Raw genomic sequence first — 21,186 nt, forward strand, 5'->3', positions numbered from 1 at the left:
GCAAGTTGATGGGTGAACCCCTCAAACGCTTGCTGGGGGCTAGCCCAGGAACGCCTGCAACCACTGGGCGCTCTTCTTGGGCGTGCGCTGCTGCGTGGCGTAGTCGACGTACACGAGGCCGAAGCGGCGGCTATAGCCCCAGGCCCACTCGTAGTTGTCGAGCAGGGACCAGGCGAAGTACCCCTTGAGCGGAAAGCCCTCCGAGACCAGGTCCTCGCAGACGGCGATGTGCTGCCGCAGGTAGTCCAGGCGGTCGTCGTCCTCGACCGCGCCGTCGACGAGTTCGTCCGGGTACGCCGACCCGTTCTCGGTCACGTACAACGGCAGGTCCGGCGCCATCTTGTTGATCGTCACCAGGATGTCCCGCAGTCCGGCCGCCTCGATCGGCCAGCCCATCTGGGTCTTCGGCAGACCGGTGTCGACGGTCACGACGTTCTCGCTGCCCGGCTGGGTGGACGCCACCGGCGACGAGATCGGCCCTTCCGGCGCGGCGACCGTGGTCGGGCAGTAGTAGTTGACGCCGATGAAGTCCAGCGGCGCGGCGATCAACGGGAGATCACGCTCCTGCGTGGCGAACCACTCGGTGGTCCCGGTGTCCTCCAGCACGTCCGCCGGGTACCGCCCGGACAGCAGCGGGTCGAGGAACATCCGGTTCCGCAGCCCGTCGATCCGGCGCGCCGCGTCGCGGTCGGCGGGGGAGTCGGTCGCGGCGTGGATCGGCGCGGGGTTGAGCGCGATCCCGTACGTCCCGCCCTCGGAGCGGATCGCGTCGAGAGCGAGCCCGTGGCCGAGCAGCAGGTGGTGCACAGCCTTCAACGCGTCCGCGCCCTCGGTCCGCCCGGGCGCGTGCTCTCCGTTGCCGTACCCGAGGAACGCCGAGCACCACGGTTCGTTCAGCGTCATCCAGTGCTTGATCACGTCCGACAGACCGTCGTGCGTGATCGCCGCGTAGTCACGGAATCGCTCCGCGGTGTCGCGAACCAGCCACCCGCCGGCGTCCTCGAGCGGCTGCGGCAGGTCCCAGTGATAGAGCGTCGCGTACGGCGTGACGCCGTTCGCCAGACACGCCTCGGCCAACTGCCGGTAGAAATCGAGGCCGGCCGGGTTGACCGCGCCCGAACCGGCCGGAACGATCCGCGGCCACGCGATCGAGAACCGGTACGCCTGAAGACCGAGATCGGCCAGCAGCCGGATGTCCTCGGCGAACCGGTGGTAGTGGTCGTCGGCCACGTCACCGTTGGTGCCGTCCGCGATCCGGCCCGGAGTGTGCGCGAAGGTGTCCCAGATGCTCGGGCCGCGCCCGTCCGCCGCGACCGCGCCCTCGACCTGGTACGACGCGGTCGCCGCACCCCAGATGAACTCCCGTGGGAAGCCGTTCGTCACGTCGTCTCCTTCTCGACCCAGTACTGCCGCGACGGCAACAGGCTACCTAACCGGTTAAGCAATTCACCCGGGAGGTCCACCTCCAACGCCGTCGTGAGCGCCTCGATGCGGGCGGGCTTGCTGAAGCCGACGACCGTCCCGGCGATGCCCGGGTCGTCGACCGAGAACCGCAGCGCGGCGGTCGCGAGGTCCACGCCGTACTCCCGGCAGGCCTTGTCCATCTCCGCGACGGCCTCGAGCAGCGCCGCCGGCGCCTCGCGGTAGGCGTACTTCGTGGCGCCGGAAGGGTTCGCCAGAATCCCGCCGCCGTAGATCGCCGCGTTCACCACCGCGATGCCCTCGGCCCGGGCGCGCTCGAAGATGCCCGCCGCCGAGCGATCGACGAGGCTCCAGCGGTTGTGCACGAGCAGGACCTCGAAACCGCCGAGGTCGAGATACCGGGACAGCTCCCGGGTGTCGCCGCCGGCGAGTCCGACGTGCCCGATCTCGCCGTCGGCCCGCAGCTGCATCAGGGTGTCCACCGCGTCCCGCATCGACTCGAAGTCCCACGCCTCCGGGTCGTGCAGGTAGACCAGCGGGAGGTCGTCGAGCCCGAGTCGCTCCTTGCTCTCGGCGATACTCGCGCGGACCCGGGCGCCCGAGTACTCTCCGCCCTTCGCGTCGACCTTCGTCGCGACCAGGAACCCGTCGGGCAGTCCGCCGTACTCGCGGATCGCCTGGCCGATCCGGCGCTCGCTCTCGCCGTCGCTGTACCCGTTGGACGTGTCGATCCAGGACACCGGGCTGTCGAAGAGACGCAGTACGACGTCGACGGCCTGCTCGCGCGGTACGTCGTACCCGAAGACCGCGGGCATGCTGCCGAGGCCGCTGCCGCCGGCGCAGACGGGGGAGACGGTCAGGCCGGTGTTTCCGAGAGTGCGCTTGATCATGCGCCGGAGCCTACGGCGAACGGAAACCCGTCGGGGTCGACGTGCACCTTCGTCCCATCAGGTGAGGTGACGGCCGGCAGATCCGGTGCGTCACCGGCGAGTTCGGCGTACCCGAACCCGGCGACGTCGAGCTGCGGTGCGCGCGCCGAGGTGTCCATGTCGTAGGTGAACACCTCCAGCACGGTGTCGCCGCCCTTGAGGTAGCCGATGTGGAATCCGCGGGCGTCGTGCGGTTGCTCGATCGTCCCGATGAACGAGAACCCGTACCGGTCGTACAACGCGGTCGTCGCGGGCCGGTCCTCGATCGTCACCGCGACGTGGTCGAACCGCGGCCGCTCGGGTACGCCGAGAGCGCGCTCCCGCGCCACTGCGTCGGCGTCGAGAATCTCGGCGTACTGCAGGTCGCCCTGGATCATCTCGAGCAGCGTGCCGTCGGGGTCGTAGAAGAAACAGATCCGGACCTTCCCCTCGGCGTCCAGCGGATCGAGCTTGAACTCCACACCGGCGGCCTTCAGTACGCCGGCCCGCTCGTCCAGCCGGTCGACCTTGAAACCGAGGTGCCGGAACCCGCGCTGCAGGTCGTCCGGCGACCAGGTGCTCCGGTCCCGGCCGTTGCCCACGGCCCGTAACTCGACCGTCGCGGTCACCGCGTCGAGGACGGCGCGCTCCGCGGTCGCCGTACCGATCACCTGGAGCTCGAGGGACCGCGTGTAGAACTCGACCGAGCGCTGGACATCCGTGCAGTTGACCACGACGTTCTTGATCGGCATACGCCCTCTTTCGGCTAGTTTCGTGCTAGTTCTTCACCGCGCCGAGCATCATCCCGGCGACGAACTGCCGCTGCATCCGGACGTAGACGATCACGACCGGTACGACGGACAGCGTGAGACCGGCGGTCAGCGCCGGCCAGTTCGTGGAGTACTGACCCATCAGCGTGAACAGCACCGGCTGCAGGGGAAGTGCGTCGGTGCTGCGCAGCACCGTGTTGGCGATCAGGAACTCGTTCCAGGTGGAGAGGAACTGGAAGATCACCACGGTCGCGATCCCCGGCCGGGTGAGCGGCAGGATCACGCGCCGGAAGATCGTCAGCTCGCTGCCGCCGTCGACCCGGGCCGCCTCGATCAGCTCGTCCGGCAGCGTCTGGAAGAACGCGCGCATCAGGAACATCGCGAACGGCGCCGAACCGGAGATGTAGAGCACCAGCAGTCCGGCCTGGCTGTCGAGCAGACCGAACGACTTGAGCTCGAGGTACAGCGGGATGATCAGCGCCGTCGACGGCATCATCAGCGTGGTCAGGAGCAGCACGAACAACGTGTTCCGGAACGGAAAATCCAGTTTCGCGAACGCGTACCCGCTGAGCGTCGCGAAGATCAGTACACCGATCACCGTCACCGACGTGATCCACACGCTGTTCCAGAAATGCAGCGGGAAATCGATCGACGTCCACGCCTCCCGGTACGCCGAACCGGTGAGTTTCCGCGGGATGATCGGGCCGTTGAAGATCGTGTTCTGCTCCCGCAACGAGGTGCACAGCATCCACACGAACGGAAACGCCATCAGGACACAGAACGGAAGCAGCACGAAGGTCGCGAACGACTTTCCGAACAGCGTTTTCCTCATCGGTCCGCCCTCCGGGTCAGCCAGAGCTGCGCGATCACCGCGAGCGTGCAGAGCACCATCGTCACGACGCTGAACGCGCTGGCGTACCCGAGCTGCGGCAGCGATCCGGACGTCGTACCGAAGGCCAGCGAGTAGAGATACGTGCCGAGTACTTCGCTGCCGTGGTTGGGGCCGCCGCCGGTCATCACGAAGATCACGTCGAAGGCCTTGAACCCGTTGAGCAGCCCGAGGCTGACGATCAGGCCGGTGACGACCCGCAGGCTCGGGACGGTGATGTGCCGGAACTGCTGGACGGTGTTGGCGCCGTCCATCGCGGCCGCTTCGTACAGATTCGGGTCGATGCCCTGCAGGCCGGCGAAGTAGATCAGCATCGTGAACCCGAGGCCGCCCCAGACCGTCACCACCACGATCGCCGGCAGCACGGTCTTGTGGTCGGCCAGCCAGGGGTGCTGCAGGCTGCCCAGACCGATTGCCCCGAGCAACCGGTTGAGTGTGCCGATGTTCGGGTCGTAGATCAGTTTCCAGAGCACCGCCGAGACGACGAACGAGACGATCCCCGGGACGAACAGGATGGTGCGGACGACAACCCCGGCCTTCGACCAGATCACGTTCACCAGGACCGCCGTGACCAGACCGAGGAAGGTCAGGACCGCCGTCGTCACGCCGGTCAGCACAAGCGTGACGATCAGCGCCCGGCGGGCGACCGGATCGTGCAGCATCCGGCTGTAGTTGTCGAAGTGCACGAACCGCGGTGCTCCGAACCCGCCCCAGGAGGTCAGGCTCAGGTACGCCGTGTAGAGGATCGGCCACAGCACGAACGCCAGGAACAGCACGAACGTCGGAGCGATGAAGACATAGCCTGCGGCGCGCTGTGATTTTCTGAGTGGGGTTCCGAAGAATTGACCGGCACTCATCCAGTCAGCCGCCCTTGGCGTTCTGGACCGCCTGCTGCATCGCCTTCGCGACCGCGGCCGGCTCGCCGGTGCCGTCGAAGATCTTCGCGAGCGGATCGCCGGCCGCGACCGACCCGGGCCCGAACGGGATGTGCGGGCAGCCGTCGCCGTCGAGCAGCCAGGACGTCATCTGCTTCATGATCGGCAGCTCGATCCGGGCCGCGGCGCTCTTCGTGGCCGGCATCGAGTTGGAGCCGTTCATCGTGGGGGAGTACTGCTCCGCGGAGTACATGAACTTCAGGAACTCCAGCGCCGCGTCCTTGTTCTTGCTGGTCTGGGAGACCGCCCAGCCGGCGCCGGCCTGGTTCGCCGTCCAGTGCCGCTTGCCGGGCGCGATCGCCGGCGTCTTCATCACCTTGTACAACTTGTTGAAGGCCGGTGACGCGTCCTTGGTGAGGCCCTGCGGCGTCCAGCTGCCGTTGAACAGCATCGCGGACTTCCCGGTGTAGAAGATCTGCGGCGCCTGGTCCCCGCTGGTACCCGTCGTACCGGGCTGGAACACGCCGGCCTTGACGATCTTCTGCTGCAGCTCGATCGCCTGCACGACCTTCGGATCCTCGTACGTCGCGCCGTCCCTGAGCTGGTCCAGCTTCAGGTAGTACGTCGGGTCGTCGGCGACCTGCGTGATCAGCGGCAGGAAGAAGTCCAGCGAGCTGGTGGTCGGATTGCAGCTCAGCGCCACCGGGTGCTTGCCGGTCTTGCGGATCTTCGCCGCCGCCGCGATCAGGTCGTCCCAGGTCTCGAGCTCGTCCTCGCCGACCCCGGCCGCCTTCAGCAGGTCGGGGTTGTAGAACAGCCCGAACGTCTGCGCCATCCAGCCGACCGCGTACTGCTTGCCGTCCAGGGTGTACTCCTGGTTGGCCGAGTCGAAGAAGTCCTTCAGGAAGTCGTCGCCGAGCTCCTGCTTCAGGTCGGCGGAGATCCCGCCGGTGCCGTAGGTCAGCGCCCGGGTGTGCGGCGCGAAGATCTCCGGTACGTCGCCACCCGCGACCGCGGCCTGCAGCGCGGGCAGGTACTGGTCCGGGGTGCCGAAGATCCGGTTCTCGATCTTGATGTTGCTGTGCGCGGCCTCGAACGCGCTGATCAGCTTGGGGAACTGGTCCTCCTGGTCGTTGTACCAGGACCACATCCGGACCACGGCCTTCCCGCCGCTCGTGGTGCCGCCGCTGTCACTGCCACCGCAGGCGGCGAGCGCGGGCCCGAGGCCGAGCGCGCCCGCTGCCCCCTTGAGTATGGTCCGCCGCCGCACGTGCTGTTCGCCCATCGGAGACTCCTCATGGTTCGCCTCACGAACTCCTACCCAACTTCCTAACTGAAAGTAAGAAAGTGGTCAAGGCCACAGCAGGCTTGACTTTGTGCACCCACCGACCATCGAGCGGCGGCCGTGGTGGGCGGTGGGTGCACAAAGTGGGGGATCGGGGTGGGGCCATAGGGTTGGGCGCATGGTGGTGCGGTTGAGTGAGCGGCGGCCGGAGGTCAGTCCGGACCGGCTGTTGTCGGAGTGTGTTCCGCCGCCGCGGTTCGCCGAGGTCCGGTTCAGCACGTACCGCCCGGATCCCGACGAGCCGTCGCAGGCGGCAGCGCTCGCGGTGCTGTCGGCACGGGCCGAGACGCTGGCGAAGCCGCGGCCGGCGCCGTCGTTGTGGTCGCGGCTGCGTGGCCGGACGGAGGTGCCGGAGAAGCCGGGTGTCTACCTCGACGGCGGATTCGGGGTCGGCAAGACCCACCTGCTCGCGTCGCTGTGGCACGAGTCGTCCGGCCCGAAGATGTACTGCACGTTCGTCGAGCTCACCAACCTCGTCGGCGCGCTCGGGCTGCGGACGGCGGTCGACGCGCTGTCGACGTACCGGTTGATCTGCATCGACGAGTTCGAGCTGGACGATCCCGGCGACACGATGCTGATCTCGCGGTTGCTCGGGCAACTGGTCGCGGCCGGCGTCGAACTCGCGGCGACGTCGAACACGCTGCCGGACAAACTCGGTGAGGGCCGGTTCCAGGCGTCCGACTTCCTCCGCGAGATCCAGGCCCTCGGCGCGAACTTCGACGTACGGCGGATCGACGGGCCCGACTACCGACATCGCGGGCTGCCGGTGGCGCCGGAGCCGTGGACCGACGCGCGGGTCGAGGAAGCGGCGGCGGCACGCACGAACGCGTCCTGCGACCACTTCGTCGACCTGCACCGGCACCTCGCCGAACTGCACCCGAGCAAGTACGGCGCTCTGCTGGACGGCGTCGAGGCCGTTGGCATCACCGACATCCGGCCGCTCACGGACGAGAACGTGGCCCTCCGCGTGGTCGTCCTCGCCGACCGCATGTACGACCGCAGCCTCCCGCTGCTCGCGAGTGGCGTGCCCCTGGACCAGCTGTTCTCACCGGAGATGCTGAAGGGCGGCTACCGCAAGAAATACCTCCGTGCCCTGTCCCGTCTGATCTCGTTGGCGCGCGCTGCCTGACCCGCGCCCCGTCGACGTGCTTCATTGGAGCAATGGCGATGCAGACGCGGTGGCGGGCGATTGCCGGAGGTGTACTCGTCCTGTTCGACGCCTGGCTGATCTGGCGGGCGGTCCGGGACGAGAGCTTCCGGTTCATCTGGGCACGTGACGAAGGCGAGTTCCTGGTGTTCGTGGTGGCGGTCGGCCTGGCCGCCGTGCTGCTGATCGCGATCGGGCTGCAGCCACGCGAGCGCGACCGGTCCGGCGGACGCTGGATGGTGCGCGTCGCGGCGTACCTGATCGGCGCGGCCACGCTGATGCTGCTCGCTCTGTGGGCGGGTACGGCGTACTACACCGCGACCGACTGTCCGAACCGTGACGCCGACTGTCTGTCGCTGCTGGGCGGGATGGCCTGGAGCCTCCTGTCGCTGCCGATCAGTGCGCTCGTGATCGCCGCCATCGAGATCGGGTTGTGGCGGCGGCGCCGCCGGAAAGACGGTGAAGTCGCGGGGTGATGCGGCAGGATGTGGAGATGGCGAAGCAGAAGAAGGGCTCGAAGGCGGCCGGCAAAGCAGCTGGTGGGGGACTGCGGGAGCAGCTGCGAGTGCCGGTCGGGGAAGTGGACCTGACGACGTACGACACGCGCGCCACGCCTGGGTTCGACGGGTCCAAGGACGACGGCAAGGTGGCCCTGGAGGGCCTCGGGGCCGAGATCTCGGACTGGCAGGAGCGGCTGTTCGCCGAGGGGCGCAGCGGCGGGGAGCGCAGCGTGCTGCTGGTGCTGCAGGGCATGGACACCTCCGGCAAGGGCGGTGTGATCCGGCACGGTGCGGGGCTGATGGACCCGCAGGGGCTGAAGATCACCTCGTTCAAGGCGCCGACGCCGGCCGAGAAGCGCCGCGGGTTCCTCTGGCGGATCAAGCAGGCGCTGCCCGGTCCGGGGATGATCGGGATCTTCGACCGTTCGCACTACGAGGACGTGCTGATCGCCCGCGTCCGCGAGCTCGTCACGCCGAACGTCTGGAACCGGCGCTACGGGCAGATCAACGACTTCGAGGCCGAGCTGACCGCCGCGGGCGTGACGATCGTGAAGTGCTACCTGCACATCTCGTCCGACGAACAGCGCAGCCGCCTCGAGGCGCGGCTCGACGACCCGACCAAGCACTGGAAGTACAACCCGGGCGACGTCGACGAGCGCAAGCTCTGGCCGGACTACATGGACGCGTACCACGCCGCGATCGAGCGCTGTAACACGCCCGAGGCGCCCTGGTACGTGATCCCGAGTGACCGCAAGTGGTACCGGAACTGGGCGGTCACCACGATCATGCTGGAGACGCTGAAGGAGCTGAACCCGCAGTGGCCGGCCGCCGACTTCGACGTCGACGAGGAGAAGAAGCGCCTGGCCGCGACCTGACGGTCAGCTGTCGGGATCGATCCCGTGCCGGCGCAGCAGGTCGCGCAGCCTCGCGACCTGCTCGTGCAGGTGGTCGTTCTCGTCGAGGACCTGGTTGAGTTCGTGGGTCAGGTGGTGCCGGCGCCCGTACGTCGTCCACGCCTGCCCGGCGTCCTCGGCGAGCATGTCGGTGACGAGCGCCTCGGACCGCTGCCGGTAGCTGATCCGCTGCTCGAGCTTGCGACGGACCTCGTCGGTGTCGGTGGCGAGCTTCGTGATGATCTGGCCGCCGACCCCGTCGCCGTCGTGCAGTACGCCGAGCAGCAGATGTTCCGGCCCGACCTGCTCCGCCCCACGCGCCCGGGCCTCGCGCCACGCGAACTCGAACGTGCTCTTCGCCCGCGGCGTGAACGGGATCGAACCGGCGGTCCCGCTACCTGTGCCGCGACCGATGATCTCCACGACGAGATCGCGCACCGCCGGCGCGGTGATCCCCAGATCGGCGAGCACCCGTGCCGCGAGGCCGCTGCCCTGCTTGATCAGTCCGAGCAGCAGGTGCTCGGTCCCGACGTACACGTGGTCGAGACTGCGCGCCTCCTCCTGCGCCTGCACGATGACCTGCCGGGCCGGATCGCCGAACTGTTCGTACATCTCGAGTCCCCTCCACCATTCGAGCTCAAGGTCGTGCTCAAGGTCGTGCTCAAGGTCCTGCTCGACGTCGAAGGTCAGCACTTCCTGCTCGAGGACCAGCTCGATCTGCAGGTGGTCCTCCAGGTCCCGGGCGGTCACCGGCTGGTGTTCCAGGCGGCTACGGATGAAGGCCGCCGCCTCCTCGTGGCTCGCGTCCCCGGCGGTGATCCGGTCGAGCAGGTCGTCGACGTCGGCTACCGGCTCCAGTTGCAGCTCGGCCCGGTTCATCGAGACGAACTGCAGGACGACGGCGACCGCCACGACCCGGTTGGCGCCGTGGAACGGCCGCGCCCGCACCAGACCCGCCAGCAGCACCCCAGCGGCCTGGGCCAGCCCACTCGTCATCCGTACGCCGTCCAGCACCCGATCGATCGCGTCGAGGTTCGACCGGCGAACGACGTCGTCGGACCCGCAGCGCAGGATCCGGGCGGCGACGGCGAGGACGTCGTACCGGCCGAGGTGGCGCATCAGTCGTCTCCCCGGAGCCGGCGCAGCGACTCCTCGTGCCGGACCAGGTTCTCCTCGAGCAGCCGGCTGAACCGGCTGTCCTGCCGGCGCTGATCGACGAGCGCCGCGATCGCCTCACGCGCCACGTCGGACACCGACCGGCCCTCCACCGACGCCACGGTCTGCAGCCGCTCGGCCAGTTCGGGGTCGAGCCGCAGCAGGATGTTCTTGGTCGCGTCCTTCGCCATGGATAGCAAGATATCACGCTATCGGTTGGTGGCGACCTCGGCGTCTGAGAGGGTTGGTGGATGCGGACGGATGTCGTGGTGATCGGGTTGGGTGCGTTCGGGTCGGCGGCGCTGTGGCGCCTCGCGGCGCGCGGCGTGGACGTGGTGGGGATCGAGCGGCAGGCGATCGGGCATCCGCTGGGGTCGTCGCACGGGACCACGCGGCTGTTCCGGGTGGCCTGCCTGGAGCATCCGGGACTGACCCCGATCGCTCGGAAGTCCCTGGCGCTGTGGACCGAGCTGGGCGAGCGCACGGGGGAGACGTACGTCCGCCAGACCGGATCCCTCAACCTCGGCGGTCCGGGGAGCCGGCCCGTGACAGGTGCGCGGAAGGCGGCGACCGCGGCCGGCGCGGCGGTCACGGAGCTGACCCACGACGAGCTGTCTGCGCGATTCCCGCAGTACGCGCTGGAGGACGGCAACGTCGCGATCTGGGATCCCGGGGCAGGGATCTGCCTGGCCGAGCCGACGGTACGGGCGCACGTCGCGGAGGCCGAGCGGTTGGGTGCGACCGTCTACCCGCACACGATGGTGACGGGGATCGACCTACGGTCCGACGGCGTGACGGTGCGGACGCCGACGCTCGAGATCGAGGCGGACCAGGTCGTGGTGTGCGCGGGGGCGTGGCTGGGGAACCTGGTCCCGGGGCTGCCGCTGTCGCCGCGGCGTACGCCGATGTTCTGGTTCCAGCCGGCCGATCCGGAGTCCGAGGCGTTCCGGCTGGAGAACTTCCCGGCGTTCATCTGGGAGTTCGCGGACGGGCGCGGGCTGTGGGGTCACGGCTCGGGTGACGGGTTCGGGGTGAAGGTCGGGCTCGACGGCGGGCGGCAGGTGAGCGGGTTCGACGCCGACGAGCTCGATCGCTCGATCCGTCCGCTGGACGACATCGCCGAGCTGGCCGCGGCGGTCGGCCGGGCGTTCCCGGGGCTGGACCCGGCGCCGGTGCAGGCGATTCCGTGCATGGTGACGGAGTCGCCGGACGGTCAGTTCCTGGTCGGGCGGCAGGACGAGCGGCTGGTCATCGCCGGCGGCGACAGCGGGCACGGGTTCAAGCACTGCGCCGGGGTCGGCGAGCTGCTGGCCCAACTCACGACGAAGGAGACGCCGTACACCGACGTCTCCTTCATCGATCCGAACAGGTGGACCGCCACCACTCAGCAACACCGCTGACCGGCGCGGTCGCACGCTCACGATGCGCTCACCAACCCCGCTGCGCGCGGGGTTGGTGAGTGGTGGCGATCCGGCCTCAAGCGGTGCGGACGAGCTCGGGGCGGTGAGTGGGCCGATCCCGTCCTAAGCGGTGCGGACGAGCTCGGGGCGGGCGATGACCGGGCGCGGGGCCGGCTCCAGCGTCAGCAGGTCGAGGCCGGCGACGCCGTACCGGAGGAGGACCAGACGGGCCACCTCGGCGCTGACGCCCAGCGGACGCGACACCGCGACCGCACCGGCCCGGCGAGCCGTGGACTCGGCCCGGTCGGGCAGTACGCCGGGGGCCAGGAACAGCGAGCCGACCGCCACGTGCCGACGGCCCTCGAGGCGCCACTGCAAGACGGCCTCGGCGGGCGACGGTGACGCGGCCGAGACGAACGCGGCCGTCACCGGGAGCTTGTGGCGCTGACCCCAGAGCCGCGCGAGCCGGGTCACGCTGGCGTTCGCCTGCGAGTCGCTGGATCCGGCGCAGGCCAGCACCAGCGCGTCGAGCTCCCGCACCCGCCCGTCCTTCAGCTCGGCCCGCATCCGCCGGTCGATCACGTCGAGCAGCGTGTCGTCGTACCCGAGAACGTCGGAGGCGATGATCCGCAGACCGGGGAACCGCGACCGCGCCTCGTCCACCACGGCGGGTACGTCGACCCGCGCGTGGAACGCCTCGGACAGCAGCAGCGGCAGGACGACGACCTCTTCGACCCCTTCGGCGGCGAGCTTGCCGATCACCTGGTACGGCGTGGGCGGGCAGTGGTCGAGGAAGGAGGCTTCGATCCGCAGGTCGTCACGCAGCTCGCGCAGGCACTTCACGAGCGAGTGGACGGTGGCGGCCGAGCGCGGGTCGCGGCTGCCGTGGGCGAGGATCACGAGCGCTGGAGCAGTCACAGCAGTTCCCCTTCTTCGTCGTCGATCATGCCGGCCGCGAGCGTCCACCCGTCGTGGGCGTCGATCAGCAGGAACGATCCGGTGATGGTGTTGCGGGAGTACGGGTCGGCGGCCAGCGGTGCGGCGATCTTGAGTTGCACCTTGCCGATGTCGTTCAGGGCGAGCTCGGTGGCGTCGATGACTCCGAGCGTGTCGAGGTCCAGCGCGCCGGTGATCTTGGTGACGATCGCCTGCGCGGTGGTGGTGGTGTGCTTGATCAGCACCCGGGCCCCGACGGTCAGTGGCCGGTCGGACAGCCAGCTGACGGTGCCGGCCAGTTCCCGGCGGGTGCCGGGGGAGGCCTCGGCCGCGACGATCACCGAGCCGCGGGCGACGTCGATGTCGTCGGCGAGCCGGACGGTGACCGCTTCGCCGGCGACCGCGGACGGCCGCTCGGCCACCGCGGTGGAGGTCGCGGTGACGACCGGGCGGTCGATCCCCGCGATCGTGGTACGGCGGCCCGCGGGCAGCACGATCACCGGGTCGCCGACCGTGACGGTGCCGGAGGCAACGGTTCCGGTGTAGCCGCGGTAGTCGCGGTACTCGTCGTCGGTCTGCGGGCGGATCACGTACTGGACCGGGAACCGCAGCGGCTGCTGTGAGGTGTCGGTGCGGCCGTTCGCGTTCTCCAGGAGCTCGAGGAGCGTCGGCCCGTCGTACCACTCGGTCCGCGGGGAGCGCTCGACGACGTTGTCGCCGACGAGGGCGGAGACCGGGATGGCCTGGACGTCGGCGATGCCGAGGTGGTCGGCGACCTCGTTGACCTCCTTGGCGATCTTGGTGAACACGGCCTCGTCGTAGCCGACCAGGTCGATCTTGTTCACCGCGAGCACGACGTGCGGCACCCGCAGCAGCCCCGCGACCGCGAGGTGCCGGCGGGTCTGCTCGAGTACGCCGTGGCGCGCGTCGACCAGGATGATCACCACATCCGCGGTCGAGGCGCCGGTGACGGTGTTGCGGGTGTACTGCACGTGCCCCGGGCAGTCGGCCAGGATGAACGATCGCTTGTCGGTCGCGAAGTACCGGTAGGCGACATCGATGGTGATGCCCTGCTCGCGTTCGGCGCGCAGGCCGTCGGTGAGCAGTGCGAAGTCGAAGTCGCCACCACGGGCCTCGGAGACCGTCTTCACGTGCGCGATCTGGTCGGCGAGGATCGCCTTGCAGTCGTGCAGCAGCCGGCCCACCAGGGTGGACTTGCCGTCGTCGACCGAACCGGCTGTTGCCAGCCGCAACAGGGTGCTCATCAGAAGTACCCCTCTCGCTTGCGGTCTTCCATGGCGGCCTCACTGGCCCGGTCGTCGGCGCGAGTCGCGCCGCGCTCGGTGATCTCGCTGGCCGCGACCTCGACGACCACCTCGGCGGGTGTCGTCGACGTGGACGCGACGGCACCGGTGCAGGACATGTCGCCGACGGTCCGGTAGCGCACCAGCCGGCGTACGACGTCCTCGCCGTCGCGCGGGCGTGAGTAGGGGCCGACGGCAAGCAACATGCCGTCGCGCTCGAACACGTCCCGCTCGTGGGCGTAGTAGATGCTCGGCAGGTCGATGCCTTCGCGCTCGATGTAGTTCCAGACGTCCAGCTCGGTCCAGTTGGACAGCGGGAACACCCGGACGTGCTCACCCGGCCGGTGCTTGCCGTTGTACAGCGACCACAGCTCCGGGCGCTGGTTGCGCGGGTCCCACTGCCCGAACTCGTCGCGCAGGCTGAAGATCCGCTCCTTGGCCCGCGCCCGCTCCTCGTCGCGCCGGCCGCCGCCGAACACCGCGTCGAAACGGTGGCTGTTGATGGCGTCCAGCAACGGGATCGTCTGCAGCTGGTTCCGCGTCCCGTCGGTGCGCTCGCGCAGCCGGCCGTCGGCGATGTACTCCTCGACGCCGGCGACCTCGAGCCGCAGCCCGAGCTCCTGCACGACCCGGTCGCGGTAGGCGAGTACCTCGGGGAAGTTGTGCCCGGTGTCGACGTGCAGCAACGTGAACGGCACCCCGGCCGGCGCGAACGCCTTCCGCGCCAGGTGCAGCATCACGATCGAGTCCTTACCACCGGAGAACAGGATCACCGGCCGCTCGAACTCCGCCGCCACCTCCCGGAACACGAAGATCGATTCACTCTCCAGAGCATCGAGCTCTGTCACAGTTGCCTGTGGTGGAGGAGTTGTCGTGGTCACGGGGCCTCCCGGTCTGGACTGAGGAGCGGAGGGAGCGCAGCGACTGGAGCGACGAGGGAAGACCGGGAGGTCGAGCCCCGTGACCCTGCCGGCGCCGAAGGCCCGGCCAAAAGCACAGTGCTCATGTGTGGAGCCCGCATTCGACTTTGCCCGTTCCGGCCCAGCGGCCGCTGCGCGGGTCTTCGCCCGGGGCGACGCGCTGGGTGCACGGCTCGCAGCCGATCGACGGGTAGCCGTCGTACTGCAACAGGTTCACCAGTACGCCGTTGTCCTGGATGTAGGTATCCAGGTCGTCCTGCGTCCAGGGCGCGATCGGGTTCAGCTTCACCATGTCGCGCTTCTCGTCGTACTCGACGACGGGAGTGTTCGCGCGGGTCGGAGCCTCCTCGCGGCGGATGCCGGTGACCCAGGCCTTGTAGCCGGACAGGTACCGGTTCAGCGGCTCGACCTTGCGCAGGGCGCAGCACTTGTTCGGGTCGCGGTCGTGCAGCTTCTCGCCGTACTCCGCGTCCTGTTCCGCGACCGTCTGCTTCGGGGTCGCGTTGATCAGCGTGATCGGCAGCGTCGCCGCCACCGCGTCGCGGGTCCCGATCGTCTCGGCGAAGTGGTAGCCGGTGTCGAGGAACAGTACGTCGACCCCGGGCGCCGCCTGCGCGGCGAGATGGGGGAGCGCGCCGTCGGCCATCGAGGCGGTCACCACCAACTCGTCACCGAAGGTCTCGCGCGCCCACGCCAGGACCTCCACGGCCGACGCGTCGGCGAGCCGTTCGTTCGCCTCCTCGGCGATGGTCTTCAGGTCCGTCGTCATTCCACCGTCACCCGCAGTCCGATCATCTTGAGCTGGAACACCCGTGCACAGGGCCGGCACTCCCACGCGCCGTGCCCCTCCTCGGAGGGCCTGAGGTCCTCGTCTCCGCAGTACGGGCAGTACAGAGGTGCCGCACGCTCGCTCATTGGAGTGCCTCCTGATCCGCACGGGTGACCCACTGGGCGAAGCGCTCGCCCGGGTTGCGCTCCTTCAGGTAGTTCTGCGTGACCCGCTCGACGTAGTCGGTGAGGTCGTCGGCGGTGACCTTGTGGCCGCGGAGCTTGCGGCCGAACCCGGCGTCCAGGCCGAGACCGCCGCCGAGGTGCACCTGGTAGCCCGGCACCTGCTTGCCCTCGGCATTCATCACCAGCTGGCCCTTGAGACCGATGTCGGCGGTCTGGATCCGGGCGCAGGAGTTCGGGCAGCCGTTCAGGTTCACCGTGATCGGTACGTCGAGTTCGGGGATCCGCTCCTCGAGCTCCTCGATCAGCCGCGCCGCCTTGGCCTTGGTCTCGACGATCGCCAGCTTGCAGAACTCGATGCCGGTGCAGGCCATCGTGTTCCGCCGCCAAGCCGACGGCTTCGCCCGGAACCCGAGCGCGTCCAGTTCGGCGATCAGCGAGTCGAGCTGGGCCTCGTCGACGTCCAGCACCAGCAGCTTCTGCTGCGCGGTCGTCCGGATCCGGTTCGACCCGTGCCGCGCCACCACGTCCGCGACCTTCGTGAGTGTCGTACCGGAGACCCGGCCGACGACCGGCGCGACGCCGACGTAGTACTTGCCGTCCTTCTGCTTGTGCACGCCGACGTGGTCACCCTGGACCGCGGGCACCTCGGGCGCCGGGCCGTCGATCAGCTTCCGCTTCAGGTACTTGGTTTCGAGAACTTCCCTGAACTTCTCAACGCCCCAGTCGGCGACCAGGAACTTGAGCCGGGCCCGGGTCCGCAGCCGGCGGTAGCCGTAGTCGCGGAAGATGCTGGTGACGCCCCACCAGGCTTCGTGCACCTCGTCCAGCGGGATCCAGGTGCCGAGCCGCTGCGCGAGCATCGGGTTGGTGGACAGCCCACCGCCGACCCACAGGTCGAAGCCCGGCCCGTGCTCGGGGTGCACGACCCCGACGAACGCGATGTCGTTGACCTCCGGTACGACGTCGTGCGACGGGTGACCGGTCAGCGCGGTCTTGAACTTCCGCGGCAGGTTGGAGAACTCGTCGCTGCCGATGTAGCGCTCGACGATCTCGTCGATGGCCGGCGTCGGGTCGATGATCTCGTCCGCGGCGATCCCCGCGACCGGGCTGGCGATCACGACGCGCGGCACGTCACCGCACGCCTCGGTGGTGTACAGCCCCACGGCCTCCAGCTGCTGCCAGATCGCCGGCACGTCCTCGATCGCGATCCAGTGCAACTGGATGTTCTGCCGGTCGGTGATGTCCGCGGTGTCGCGTGCGTACTTCGTGGAGACCTCGGCGATCACCGCGAGCTGCTCCGTGGTCAGCTGACCACCCTCGACCCGGACCCGCATCATGAAGTAGCGGTCGTCCAGCTCCTCCGGCTCGAGCGTCGCGGTCTTGCCGCCATCGATCCCGGGCTTGCGCTGCGTGTACAGCCCCCACCAGCGGAACCGGCCGCGCAGGTCGGCGGGGTCGATCGAGTCGAAGCCCCGGTGCGCGTAGACGTTCTCGATCCGGGCCCGGACGTTCAGCCCGTCGTCGTTCTTCTTGTTCTCCTCGTTCTTGTTCAGCGGCTCGCGGTAGCCGAGCGCCCACTGGCCTTCGCCCTTGCCCTTGCGGGGGCGGGCGGGCTTACGGGCAGCGGAGGTGACGCCAGCAGTCATCGGGGGCGTGTCCTTGTCCTCGTGACAGGTGCTCACCGAGGCCGGAAGGCTCGAAGCGTCGTCGGTTCGATGCGTTCCGTGCGGTGCGCACCCAGCGGTGATCGGGGGTGATCAGGGGGCCGTCGTTGGCCCGGGCAGGGTGGCTGTCAGAACATCGAAGGACAACAGATGGCGCTGCGCATCCGCCCGAGGTCGACATGGAGCCGACCTACGAGGTGGGTGGAGAGGGCAGCGAGCATGTCCACAAGCGTCAGCGTCAGCGCCTGACAAATCAACTCCCATTCCTACATCTTGAGACCAGATCTCACGATGTGGCTATCTCTAGCAGTCTGGTGGAGATTGATTCGAGCGCTGAATTCGTCGTACAAGAACTCTTGTGCAAGAGGTCTTGTGAAAGCTACGGTACGGCGCATGGCACCCGCGAATCGGCGTTCGGCGAGCTCCTCGGTGATCGCCGCCATCCATCACCCGCTGCGACGGCGGCTGATTGACCTGCTCGGCGTCGACGGCCCCGCCACCGCCTCGCAGCTGGCCGGCCGGACCGGTGAACTGGTCGGCAACATCAGCCACCACCTGAAGGTGCTGGCGGCCGCCGAGGTCATCGAGGAGGCTCCCGAGCTGGCGAAGAACCGGCGCGAGCGCTGGTGGCGCAGTGCTCACCAGTCGTACAGCTGGTCGGTTGCGGACGCCGAGGGCGAGCCTGCCGGCGAGCTGATCGCCACCGTGGCCGAGGAGAGGAACGTCACACACCACGCGGACAAGGTCCGTGCGTGGTTCGACCTTCGCCACGAGTACGACCAAGAGTGGTCACGGGCCGCCTTCGCGTCCGACAGCTGGCTGCGGCTGACCCCGGAGCGCCTGGCCGAGCTCGGCGACCGGATCGGCGACCTGATCCAGGAGTACTACGAGAACCCGTCGACCGAGCCGTCCGCGACGCCGGTCTACGTCTTCGCCCACGGCGTACCGGCCCGGCCGTGAGCGAGTCGGTCGCCGTCCTGCCGCCGCTCCGCCGCGACCGGCGGGTGCACGCCTGGATCCTGTCCGGCGCGGTCTCCGAGGCCGGAGACGTCGCCTGGTACGTCGGTCTCGCCTGGAGCGCTGCGCAGGTCGCGTCACCCGCCGCCGCCGGTCTCGTGATGGGCATCGGCGCGCTGCCGCGGGCGCTGATCCTGCTGTTCGGAGGTGCACTCGCCGACCGGCTCGACGGCCGTCGCACGATGATCGTTGCGAACCTCGGGCGGATCGCCGTACTGGTCGTCGCGGCCCTCGTCGTTGCCGCCGGTCAGGTGTCGCTTCCGTTGCTGCTGGCGATCGCGGTGTTCTTCGGAGCGGTCGATGCGCTCTACAACCCGGCGTCCGGCACGCTCCCGCGGCGGATGGTACGGCCCGACGACCTGGTCGCGCTGGCGGCGGGGCGACAGTTGGCGAACCGGCTGGCAGTGTTCGTCGGTGCGCCGTTGGGTGGTCTGCTGGTCGCACGCGGTGGCCTGGTGACCGTCATGGTGGTGGATGCGGTCTCGTTCGGAGTCATCGCGGTGGTTCTGGCCTTCGTGGTCCGCCCGCGATTCCCGCGGCCGCCGTCGAGCGGGGAGCCGATCCGGCGGGACCTGGCGGCCGGGTTCGGGTACCTCCGCCGGGACGAGGTGGCGCGCACGCTGGTGATCGCGTTCTTCGGTCTCAACCTGTGTGTCGGTCCGGTGCTGGCCGTCGGTCTGGTGCAGCGGGTGCATCTCGACGGTTGGGGTCCGGCAGCGCTCGGCTGGTTCCAGGCGTGCTCGGGAATCTGCGCCGCGCTCGGCGCTCTGCTGGCGATGCGCTGGAAGCCACCGAATCCGGCCCGGGCCGGGCTGCTGTTGCTGATCCTCCAGGCGGCCGGCTGTGTCATGATCGGCTCCGTCCCGCGGTTCGCGGTCTTCGTCGCGATGGGTGTGATCGGCGCGACGGCCGGCCTCGCCTCGGCGCTGCTGTCCGGCGCGTTCCAGCAGACGATCGATCCCGCCTTCCTCGGCCGGACGTCGAGCATCGTCAGCCTCTCCGACGAAGGCCTGATGCCACTGGCGATGACCGGCTTCGGCGCGCTGATCTCGCTGACCGGTGTCGCGGCCGCCTGTGCGCTGCTCGGCGCGGCCTTCGCGGCGCTGATGGTGTGGTCGGCGATCCGGGTCAATCGCTGACTTCGCGTACGACGCTTGTGCACCGGCTCGGCTTCGCCTGCAGGCTCCTCGCGTCGTCAGACCGCCGATGCCCGGCAGCTCGACAGTACGTATACCTTCACTGCCTGAAGACCTTGCCGGCCGTCAGGCGTGCGATGACCTGCGAGCGGCGTGTAGGACGCGTATACGTACTGTCGAGCTGCTGGGGAGGACGGTGCGATGACGGCTCGAGGGATTGCGGCGCGGGTGCGGTCGGGGAGTTCGAGCGCCGTCGAGGTGGTGGAGGCGGCGTTGGACGCTGCTCGGCGACTGGATCCGGTGCTGCACTTCCTTGACGAGTTGGATGCTGACGGAGCTCGCGCGGCGGCCGAGCGGTTGGAGCCGAGCGGGGCGTTGGCCGGAGTGCCGTTTCTGATCAAGTCCCGGACGCCGCCGGACGCGCCGATCCTCGCCCGGTTGATCGCGGCCGGGGCGATCCCGATCGGCCGGTCGACGCGGGCCCGTCCTGGTGCGATCTCGCAGACGTTCGGGTGGAACGGGCGGGACTACACCCGCAACCCGTGGGATCTGACGCGCTCACCCGGCGGCTCGACCGCGGGCGGAGCGGCAGCCGTGGCGGCAGGCGTCGTACCGCTGGCGACGGGTGGGGACAGCGGTGGGTCGCTGCGGATCCCGGCGTCCTTCTGCGGGATCGTCGGGTTCAAGGGAACGTACGGCCGGATCCCGCGGCCGGGTGGGCGCGGACTCGGTGGCCTGACCACGGCGGGACTGATCGGCGCGGACCTCGACGACGTCGTTCTCGCGACCAGCGTTGCGAGTGGCCCGCATCGACTCGACCCGACTGCGCTACCGCAGTGGCCGGTGCCTGCGCGAGTGGCGGGGGTACTGCGGGTTGCGTATCACTCGACGTTAGGAGTGTGTCCGGCCGATCCCGGTGTGGACCGGGTGCTCCGGGATCGGGTGTCGGCGGCCGACGTCGAGGTGGTCGACGTACCGCTGGAGTTGGCGCCGACGGATGAGGCGTGGCCGGTGTTGTCGGGACTGGACAACGGACGCGGCGCGGAGGCCGACGCGGCGCATCGGGCCCGGGAGGTGCGGGATCACAACAACACTTCGCTCGCTGACCTGTTCGCGGAGGTCGACGCGCTGGTCACGCCGACGACGCTGACTGTTGCCCACGGCTACGACCAGCACGAGGCGAGCATCGTCACCGGCGACCCGTGCTGGGTGTTCAACGTGACCGGTCATCCCGCGGTGAGTGTGCCGGCCGGTCTGGCGGACGGGCTGCCGGTGGGTGCCCAGGTTGTTGCTCCGCACGGAGCGGACGAGGTTGCCCTGGAGGTTGCCCGTCGGCTCCAGGTCGAGCTGCTGCCGCCTGCCGACTGACCGCGGGCAGCAGCGCTCTCGCGAAGGTGTTCGCGACATCGATGGCGGCCGCGCGGGTCAGGTTCGGCGTCGTCTCACCGCGGGCGGTGGGGGAGCGGAGCGGCTCGGGCTTCACGAAGTCGGCGACTGCTGCGACGACCTCCGGCGTGTACACCTCCCGATCCGTCGCGATCGCTGGTGAGCCGGCCCGCGGCGGCCGAAACACCTCCTTGAACTCGACCCGTGCGAACTTGACCAGCTCCGTCACCCGCAGCCAGCGACTCCGCCGAAGGATCTGCCGCTCGCGAGCGAGTGTCGCGGTACGCCGCCAGTTGACGTCGAACATGATCCGGCCCCATCTGAAACCGGGATTCGTCTCACCGCCGGCGTACCTGCGCGCCTTGCCGTGGGTGAAGAATTCGCTGTAGAGCGCCCCGTGGTCCTCGAGTTTCAGCCTGTTCCAGGCCCGGAACAGGTCCGTCGGCAGCTCACCACGCACCCAGGCCTCGTCCATCAGCGCGTGCGACGCCGTGTTCAGCGGCCGATGACCGACATAGTGGTACTGCGGTTGCTCGCCACGCCGCCGCCGGTCGTACTCGGCGAT

At 69.2% G+C, this 21,186-nt stretch carries 20 protein-coding genes; 7 read left to right on the forward strand and 13 right to left on the reverse strand.

Annotation, left to right across the window (positions count from 1 at the left end; translation table 11 throughout):
• Positions 1-39: 39 nt before the first annotated feature.
• The 6 genes from ACFYRH_RS15520 to ACFYRH_RS15545 are packed head-to-tail and all read right to left on the reverse strand — an operon-like array spanning position 40 to position 6,149.
• Complete coding sequence (locus tag ACFYRH_RS15520; RefSeq protein ID WP_387774258.1) at positions 40-1,383, reverse strand: GH1 family beta-glucosidase; 1,344 nt, start codon at positions 1,381-1,383, stop codon at positions 40-42.
• Complete coding sequence (locus ACFYRH_RS15525; RefSeq protein ID WP_387774261.1) at positions 1,380-2,312, reverse strand: aldo/keto reductase; 933 nt, start codon at positions 2,310-2,312, stop codon at positions 1,380-1,382. Before ACFYRH_RS15525 ends, ACFYRH_RS15520 begins: the two co-directional genes overlap by 4 nt.
• Positions 2,309-3,082, reverse strand: a complete 774-nt coding sequence (locus ACFYRH_RS15530; protein WP_387774264.1) for a VOC family protein — start codon at positions 3,080-3,082, stop codon at positions 2,309-2,311. Before ACFYRH_RS15530 ends, ACFYRH_RS15525 begins: the two co-directional genes overlap by 4 nt.
• Positions 3,083-3,107: 25 nt before the next feature.
• Entirely contained in the window at positions 3,108-3,932 is an 825-nt protein-coding gene (locus tag ACFYRH_RS15535) for a carbohydrate ABC transporter permease (RefSeq protein ID WP_387774267.1), read from the reverse strand.
• Positions 3,929-4,846: a carbohydrate ABC transporter permease gene (locus ACFYRH_RS15540; RefSeq protein WP_387774270.1), complete on the reverse strand. Its 918-nt coding sequence runs from the start codon at positions 4,844-4,846 to the stop codon at positions 3,929-3,931. The genes ACFYRH_RS15535 and ACFYRH_RS15540 overlap by 4 nt, the downstream gene beginning before the upstream one ends.
• 4 nt (positions 4,847-4,850) lie before the next feature.
• A complete protein-coding gene (locus ACFYRH_RS15545) occupies positions 4,851-6,149 on the reverse strand; it encodes an ABC transporter substrate-binding protein (RefSeq protein WP_387774273.1) in 1,299 nt (432 codons plus the stop codon).
• A gap of 178 nt (positions 6,150-6,327) precedes the next feature.
• Here ACFYRH_RS15545 and zapE point away from each other — a divergent pair, with 178 nt between their 5' ends.
• From zapE to ACFYRH_RS15560, 3 genes are read left to right on the forward strand one after another with little or no spacing between them, the layout of a single operon-like run.
• Positions 6,328-7,338, forward strand: coding sequence for a cell division protein ZapE (zapE, locus tag ACFYRH_RS15550; protein ID WP_387774276.1), 1,011 nt, complete (start codon positions 6,328-6,330; stop codon positions 7,336-7,338).
• 32 nt (positions 7,339-7,370) lie between these two features.
• Positions 7,371-7,832, forward strand: coding sequence for a hypothetical protein (locus ACFYRH_RS15555; protein WP_387774279.1), 462 nt, complete (start codon positions 7,371-7,373; stop codon positions 7,830-7,832).
• A gap of 17 nt (positions 7,833-7,849) precedes the next feature.
• Positions 7,850-8,731, forward strand: coding sequence for a polyphosphate kinase 2 family protein (locus ACFYRH_RS15560; protein WP_387774282.1), 882 nt, complete (start codon positions 7,850-7,852; stop codon positions 8,729-8,731).
• 3 nt (positions 8,732-8,734) lie between these two features.
• On the opposite strand, the gene ACFYRH_RS15565 is transcribed toward ACFYRH_RS15560, so the two are convergent.
• Both ACFYRH_RS15565 and ACFYRH_RS15570 read right to left on the reverse strand, forming a co-directional pair.
• Positions 8,735-9,868: a Clp protease N-terminal domain-containing protein gene (locus ACFYRH_RS15565; protein ID WP_387774285.1), complete on the reverse strand. Its 1,134-nt coding sequence runs from the start codon at positions 9,866-9,868 to the stop codon at positions 8,735-8,737.
• A complete protein-coding gene (locus tag ACFYRH_RS15570; RefSeq protein WP_387774288.1) occupies positions 9,868-10,095 on the reverse strand; it encodes a ribbon-helix-helix protein, CopG family in 228 nt (75 codons plus the stop codon). The genes ACFYRH_RS15565 and ACFYRH_RS15570 overlap by 1 nt, the downstream gene beginning before the upstream one ends.
• Before the next feature lie 60 nt (positions 10,096-10,155).
• Between ACFYRH_RS15570 and solA the strand changes: the two genes are divergently transcribed.
• Positions 10,156-11,304: an N-methyl-L-tryptophan oxidase gene (solA, locus tag ACFYRH_RS15575; protein ID WP_387774291.1), complete on the forward strand. Its 1,149-nt coding sequence runs from the start codon at positions 10,156-10,158 to the stop codon at positions 11,302-11,304.
• Between the two features lie 123 nt (positions 11,305-11,427).
• Here the strand turns inward: solA and ACFYRH_RS15580 are convergent, their stop codons facing one another.
• The 5 genes from ACFYRH_RS15580 to ACFYRH_RS15600 form a co-directional block, all read right to left on the reverse strand.
• Positions 11,428-12,222, reverse strand: coding sequence for a sirohydrochlorin chelatase (locus ACFYRH_RS15580; RefSeq protein WP_387774294.1), 795 nt, complete (start codon positions 12,220-12,222; stop codon positions 11,428-11,430).
• A complete protein-coding gene (locus ACFYRH_RS15585) occupies positions 12,219-13,505 on the reverse strand; it encodes a sulfate adenylyltransferase subunit 1 (RefSeq protein ID WP_387774297.1) in 1,287 nt (428 codons plus the stop codon). Before ACFYRH_RS15585 ends, ACFYRH_RS15580 begins: the two co-directional genes overlap by 4 nt.
• Entirely contained in the window at positions 13,505-14,392 is an 888-nt protein-coding gene (cysD, locus tag ACFYRH_RS15590; protein WP_387774300.1) for a sulfate adenylyltransferase subunit CysD, read from the reverse strand. The genes ACFYRH_RS15585 and cysD overlap by 1 nt, the downstream gene beginning before the upstream one ends.
• A 154-nt stretch (positions 14,393-14,546) precedes the next feature.
• Positions 14,547-15,233, reverse strand: a complete 687-nt coding sequence (locus ACFYRH_RS15595; protein WP_387774303.1) for a phosphoadenylyl-sulfate reductase — start codon at positions 15,231-15,233, stop codon at positions 14,547-14,549.
• 142 nt (positions 15,234-15,375) lie between these two features.
• Complete coding sequence (locus ACFYRH_RS15600) at positions 15,376-17,064, reverse strand: nitrite/sulfite reductase (protein WP_387774306.1); 1,689 nt, start codon at positions 17,062-17,064, stop codon at positions 15,376-15,378.
• A gap of 411 nt (positions 17,065-17,475) precedes the next feature.
• Here ACFYRH_RS15600 and ACFYRH_RS15605 point away from each other — a divergent pair, with 411 nt between their 5' ends.
• From ACFYRH_RS15605 to ACFYRH_RS15615, 3 genes are all read left to right on the forward strand, one after another.
• On the forward strand, positions 17,476-18,042 hold the full coding sequence (locus ACFYRH_RS15605) for an ArsR/SmtB family transcription factor (RefSeq protein ID WP_387774309.1): 567 nt from the start codon (positions 17,476-17,478) through the stop codon (positions 18,040-18,042).
• Positions 18,039-19,238 (forward strand): MFS transporter, encoded by a 1,200-nt coding sequence (locus tag ACFYRH_RS15610; RefSeq protein WP_387774311.1) that lies wholly within the window; start codon positions 18,039-18,041, stop codon positions 19,236-19,238. The genes ACFYRH_RS15605 and ACFYRH_RS15610 overlap by 4 nt, the downstream gene beginning before the upstream one ends.
• Before the next feature lie 198 nt (positions 19,239-19,436).
• Positions 19,437-20,603, forward strand: coding sequence for an amidase (locus ACFYRH_RS15615; RefSeq protein ID WP_387774314.1), 1,167 nt, complete (start codon positions 19,437-19,439; stop codon positions 20,601-20,603).
• Positions 20,604-21,186: the final 583 nt, after the last annotated feature.

The organism is Kribbella sp. NPDC004875 (assembly GCF_042873375.1).
Classification (GTDB): Bacteria; Actinomycetota; Actinomycetes; order Propionibacteriales; family Kribbellaceae; genus Kribbella.

Excerpts from the sequence above, each read along its gene's own strand:
- ACFYRH_RS15525 (WP_387774261.1), bottom strand. The coding sequence starts at position 2,312 with ATGATCAAGCGCACTCTCGGAAACACCGGCCTGACCGTCTCCCCCGTC.
- ACFYRH_RS15530 (WP_387774264.1), bottom strand. The coding sequence starts at position 3,082 with ATGCCGATCAAGAACGTCGTGGTCAACTGCACGGATGTCCAGCGCTCG.
- ACFYRH_RS15535 (WP_387774267.1), bottom strand. The coding sequence starts at position 3,932 with ATGAGGAAAACGCTGTTCGGAAAGTCGTTCGCGACCTTCGTGCTGCTT.
- ACFYRH_RS15540 (WP_387774270.1), bottom strand. The coding sequence starts at position 4,846 with ATGAGTGCCGGTCAATTCTTCGGAACCCCACTCAGAAAATCACAGCGC.
- ACFYRH_RS15545 (WP_387774273.1), bottom strand. The coding sequence starts at position 6,149 with ATGGGCGAACAGCACGTGCGGCGGCGGACCATACTCAAGGGGGCAGCG.
- zapE (WP_387774276.1), top strand. The coding sequence starts at position 6,328 with ATGGTGGTGCGGTTGAGTGAGCGGCGGCCGGAGGTCAGTCCGGACCGG.
- ACFYRH_RS15555 (WP_387774279.1), top strand. The coding sequence starts at position 7,371 with ATGGCGATGCAGACGCGGTGGCGGGCGATTGCCGGAGGTGTACTCGTC.
- ACFYRH_RS15560 (WP_387774282.1), top strand. The coding sequence starts at position 7,850 with ATGGCGAAGCAGAAGAAGGGCTCGAAGGCGGCCGGCAAAGCAGCTGGT.
- ACFYRH_RS15565 (WP_387774285.1), bottom strand. The coding sequence starts at position 9,868 with ATGCGCCACCTCGGCCGGTACGACGTCCTCGCCGTCGCCGCCCGGATC.
- ACFYRH_RS15570 (WP_387774288.1), bottom strand. The coding sequence starts at position 10,095 with ATGGCGAAGGACGCGACCAAGAACATCCTGCTGCGGCTCGACCCCGAA.
- solA (WP_387774291.1), top strand. The coding sequence starts at position 10,156 with ATGCGGACGGATGTCGTGGTGATCGGGTTGGGTGCGTTCGGGTCGGCG.
- ACFYRH_RS15585 (WP_387774297.1), bottom strand. The coding sequence starts at position 13,505 with ATGAGCACCCTGTTGCGGCTGGCAACAGCCGGTTCGGTCGACGACGGC.
- ACFYRH_RS15595 (WP_387774303.1), bottom strand. The coding sequence starts at position 15,233 with ATGACGACGGACCTGAAGACCATCGCCGAGGAGGCGAACGAACGGCTC.
- ACFYRH_RS15600 (WP_387774306.1), bottom strand. The coding sequence starts at position 17,064 with ATGACTGCTGGCGTCACCTCCGCTGCCCGTAAGCCCGCCCGCCCCCGC.
- ACFYRH_RS15605 (WP_387774309.1), top strand. The coding sequence starts at position 17,476 with ATGGCACCCGCGAATCGGCGTTCGGCGAGCTCCTCGGTGATCGCCGCC.
- ACFYRH_RS15615 (WP_387774314.1), top strand. The coding sequence starts at position 19,437 with ATGACGGCTCGAGGGATTGCGGCGCGGGTGCGGTCGGGGAGTTCGAGC.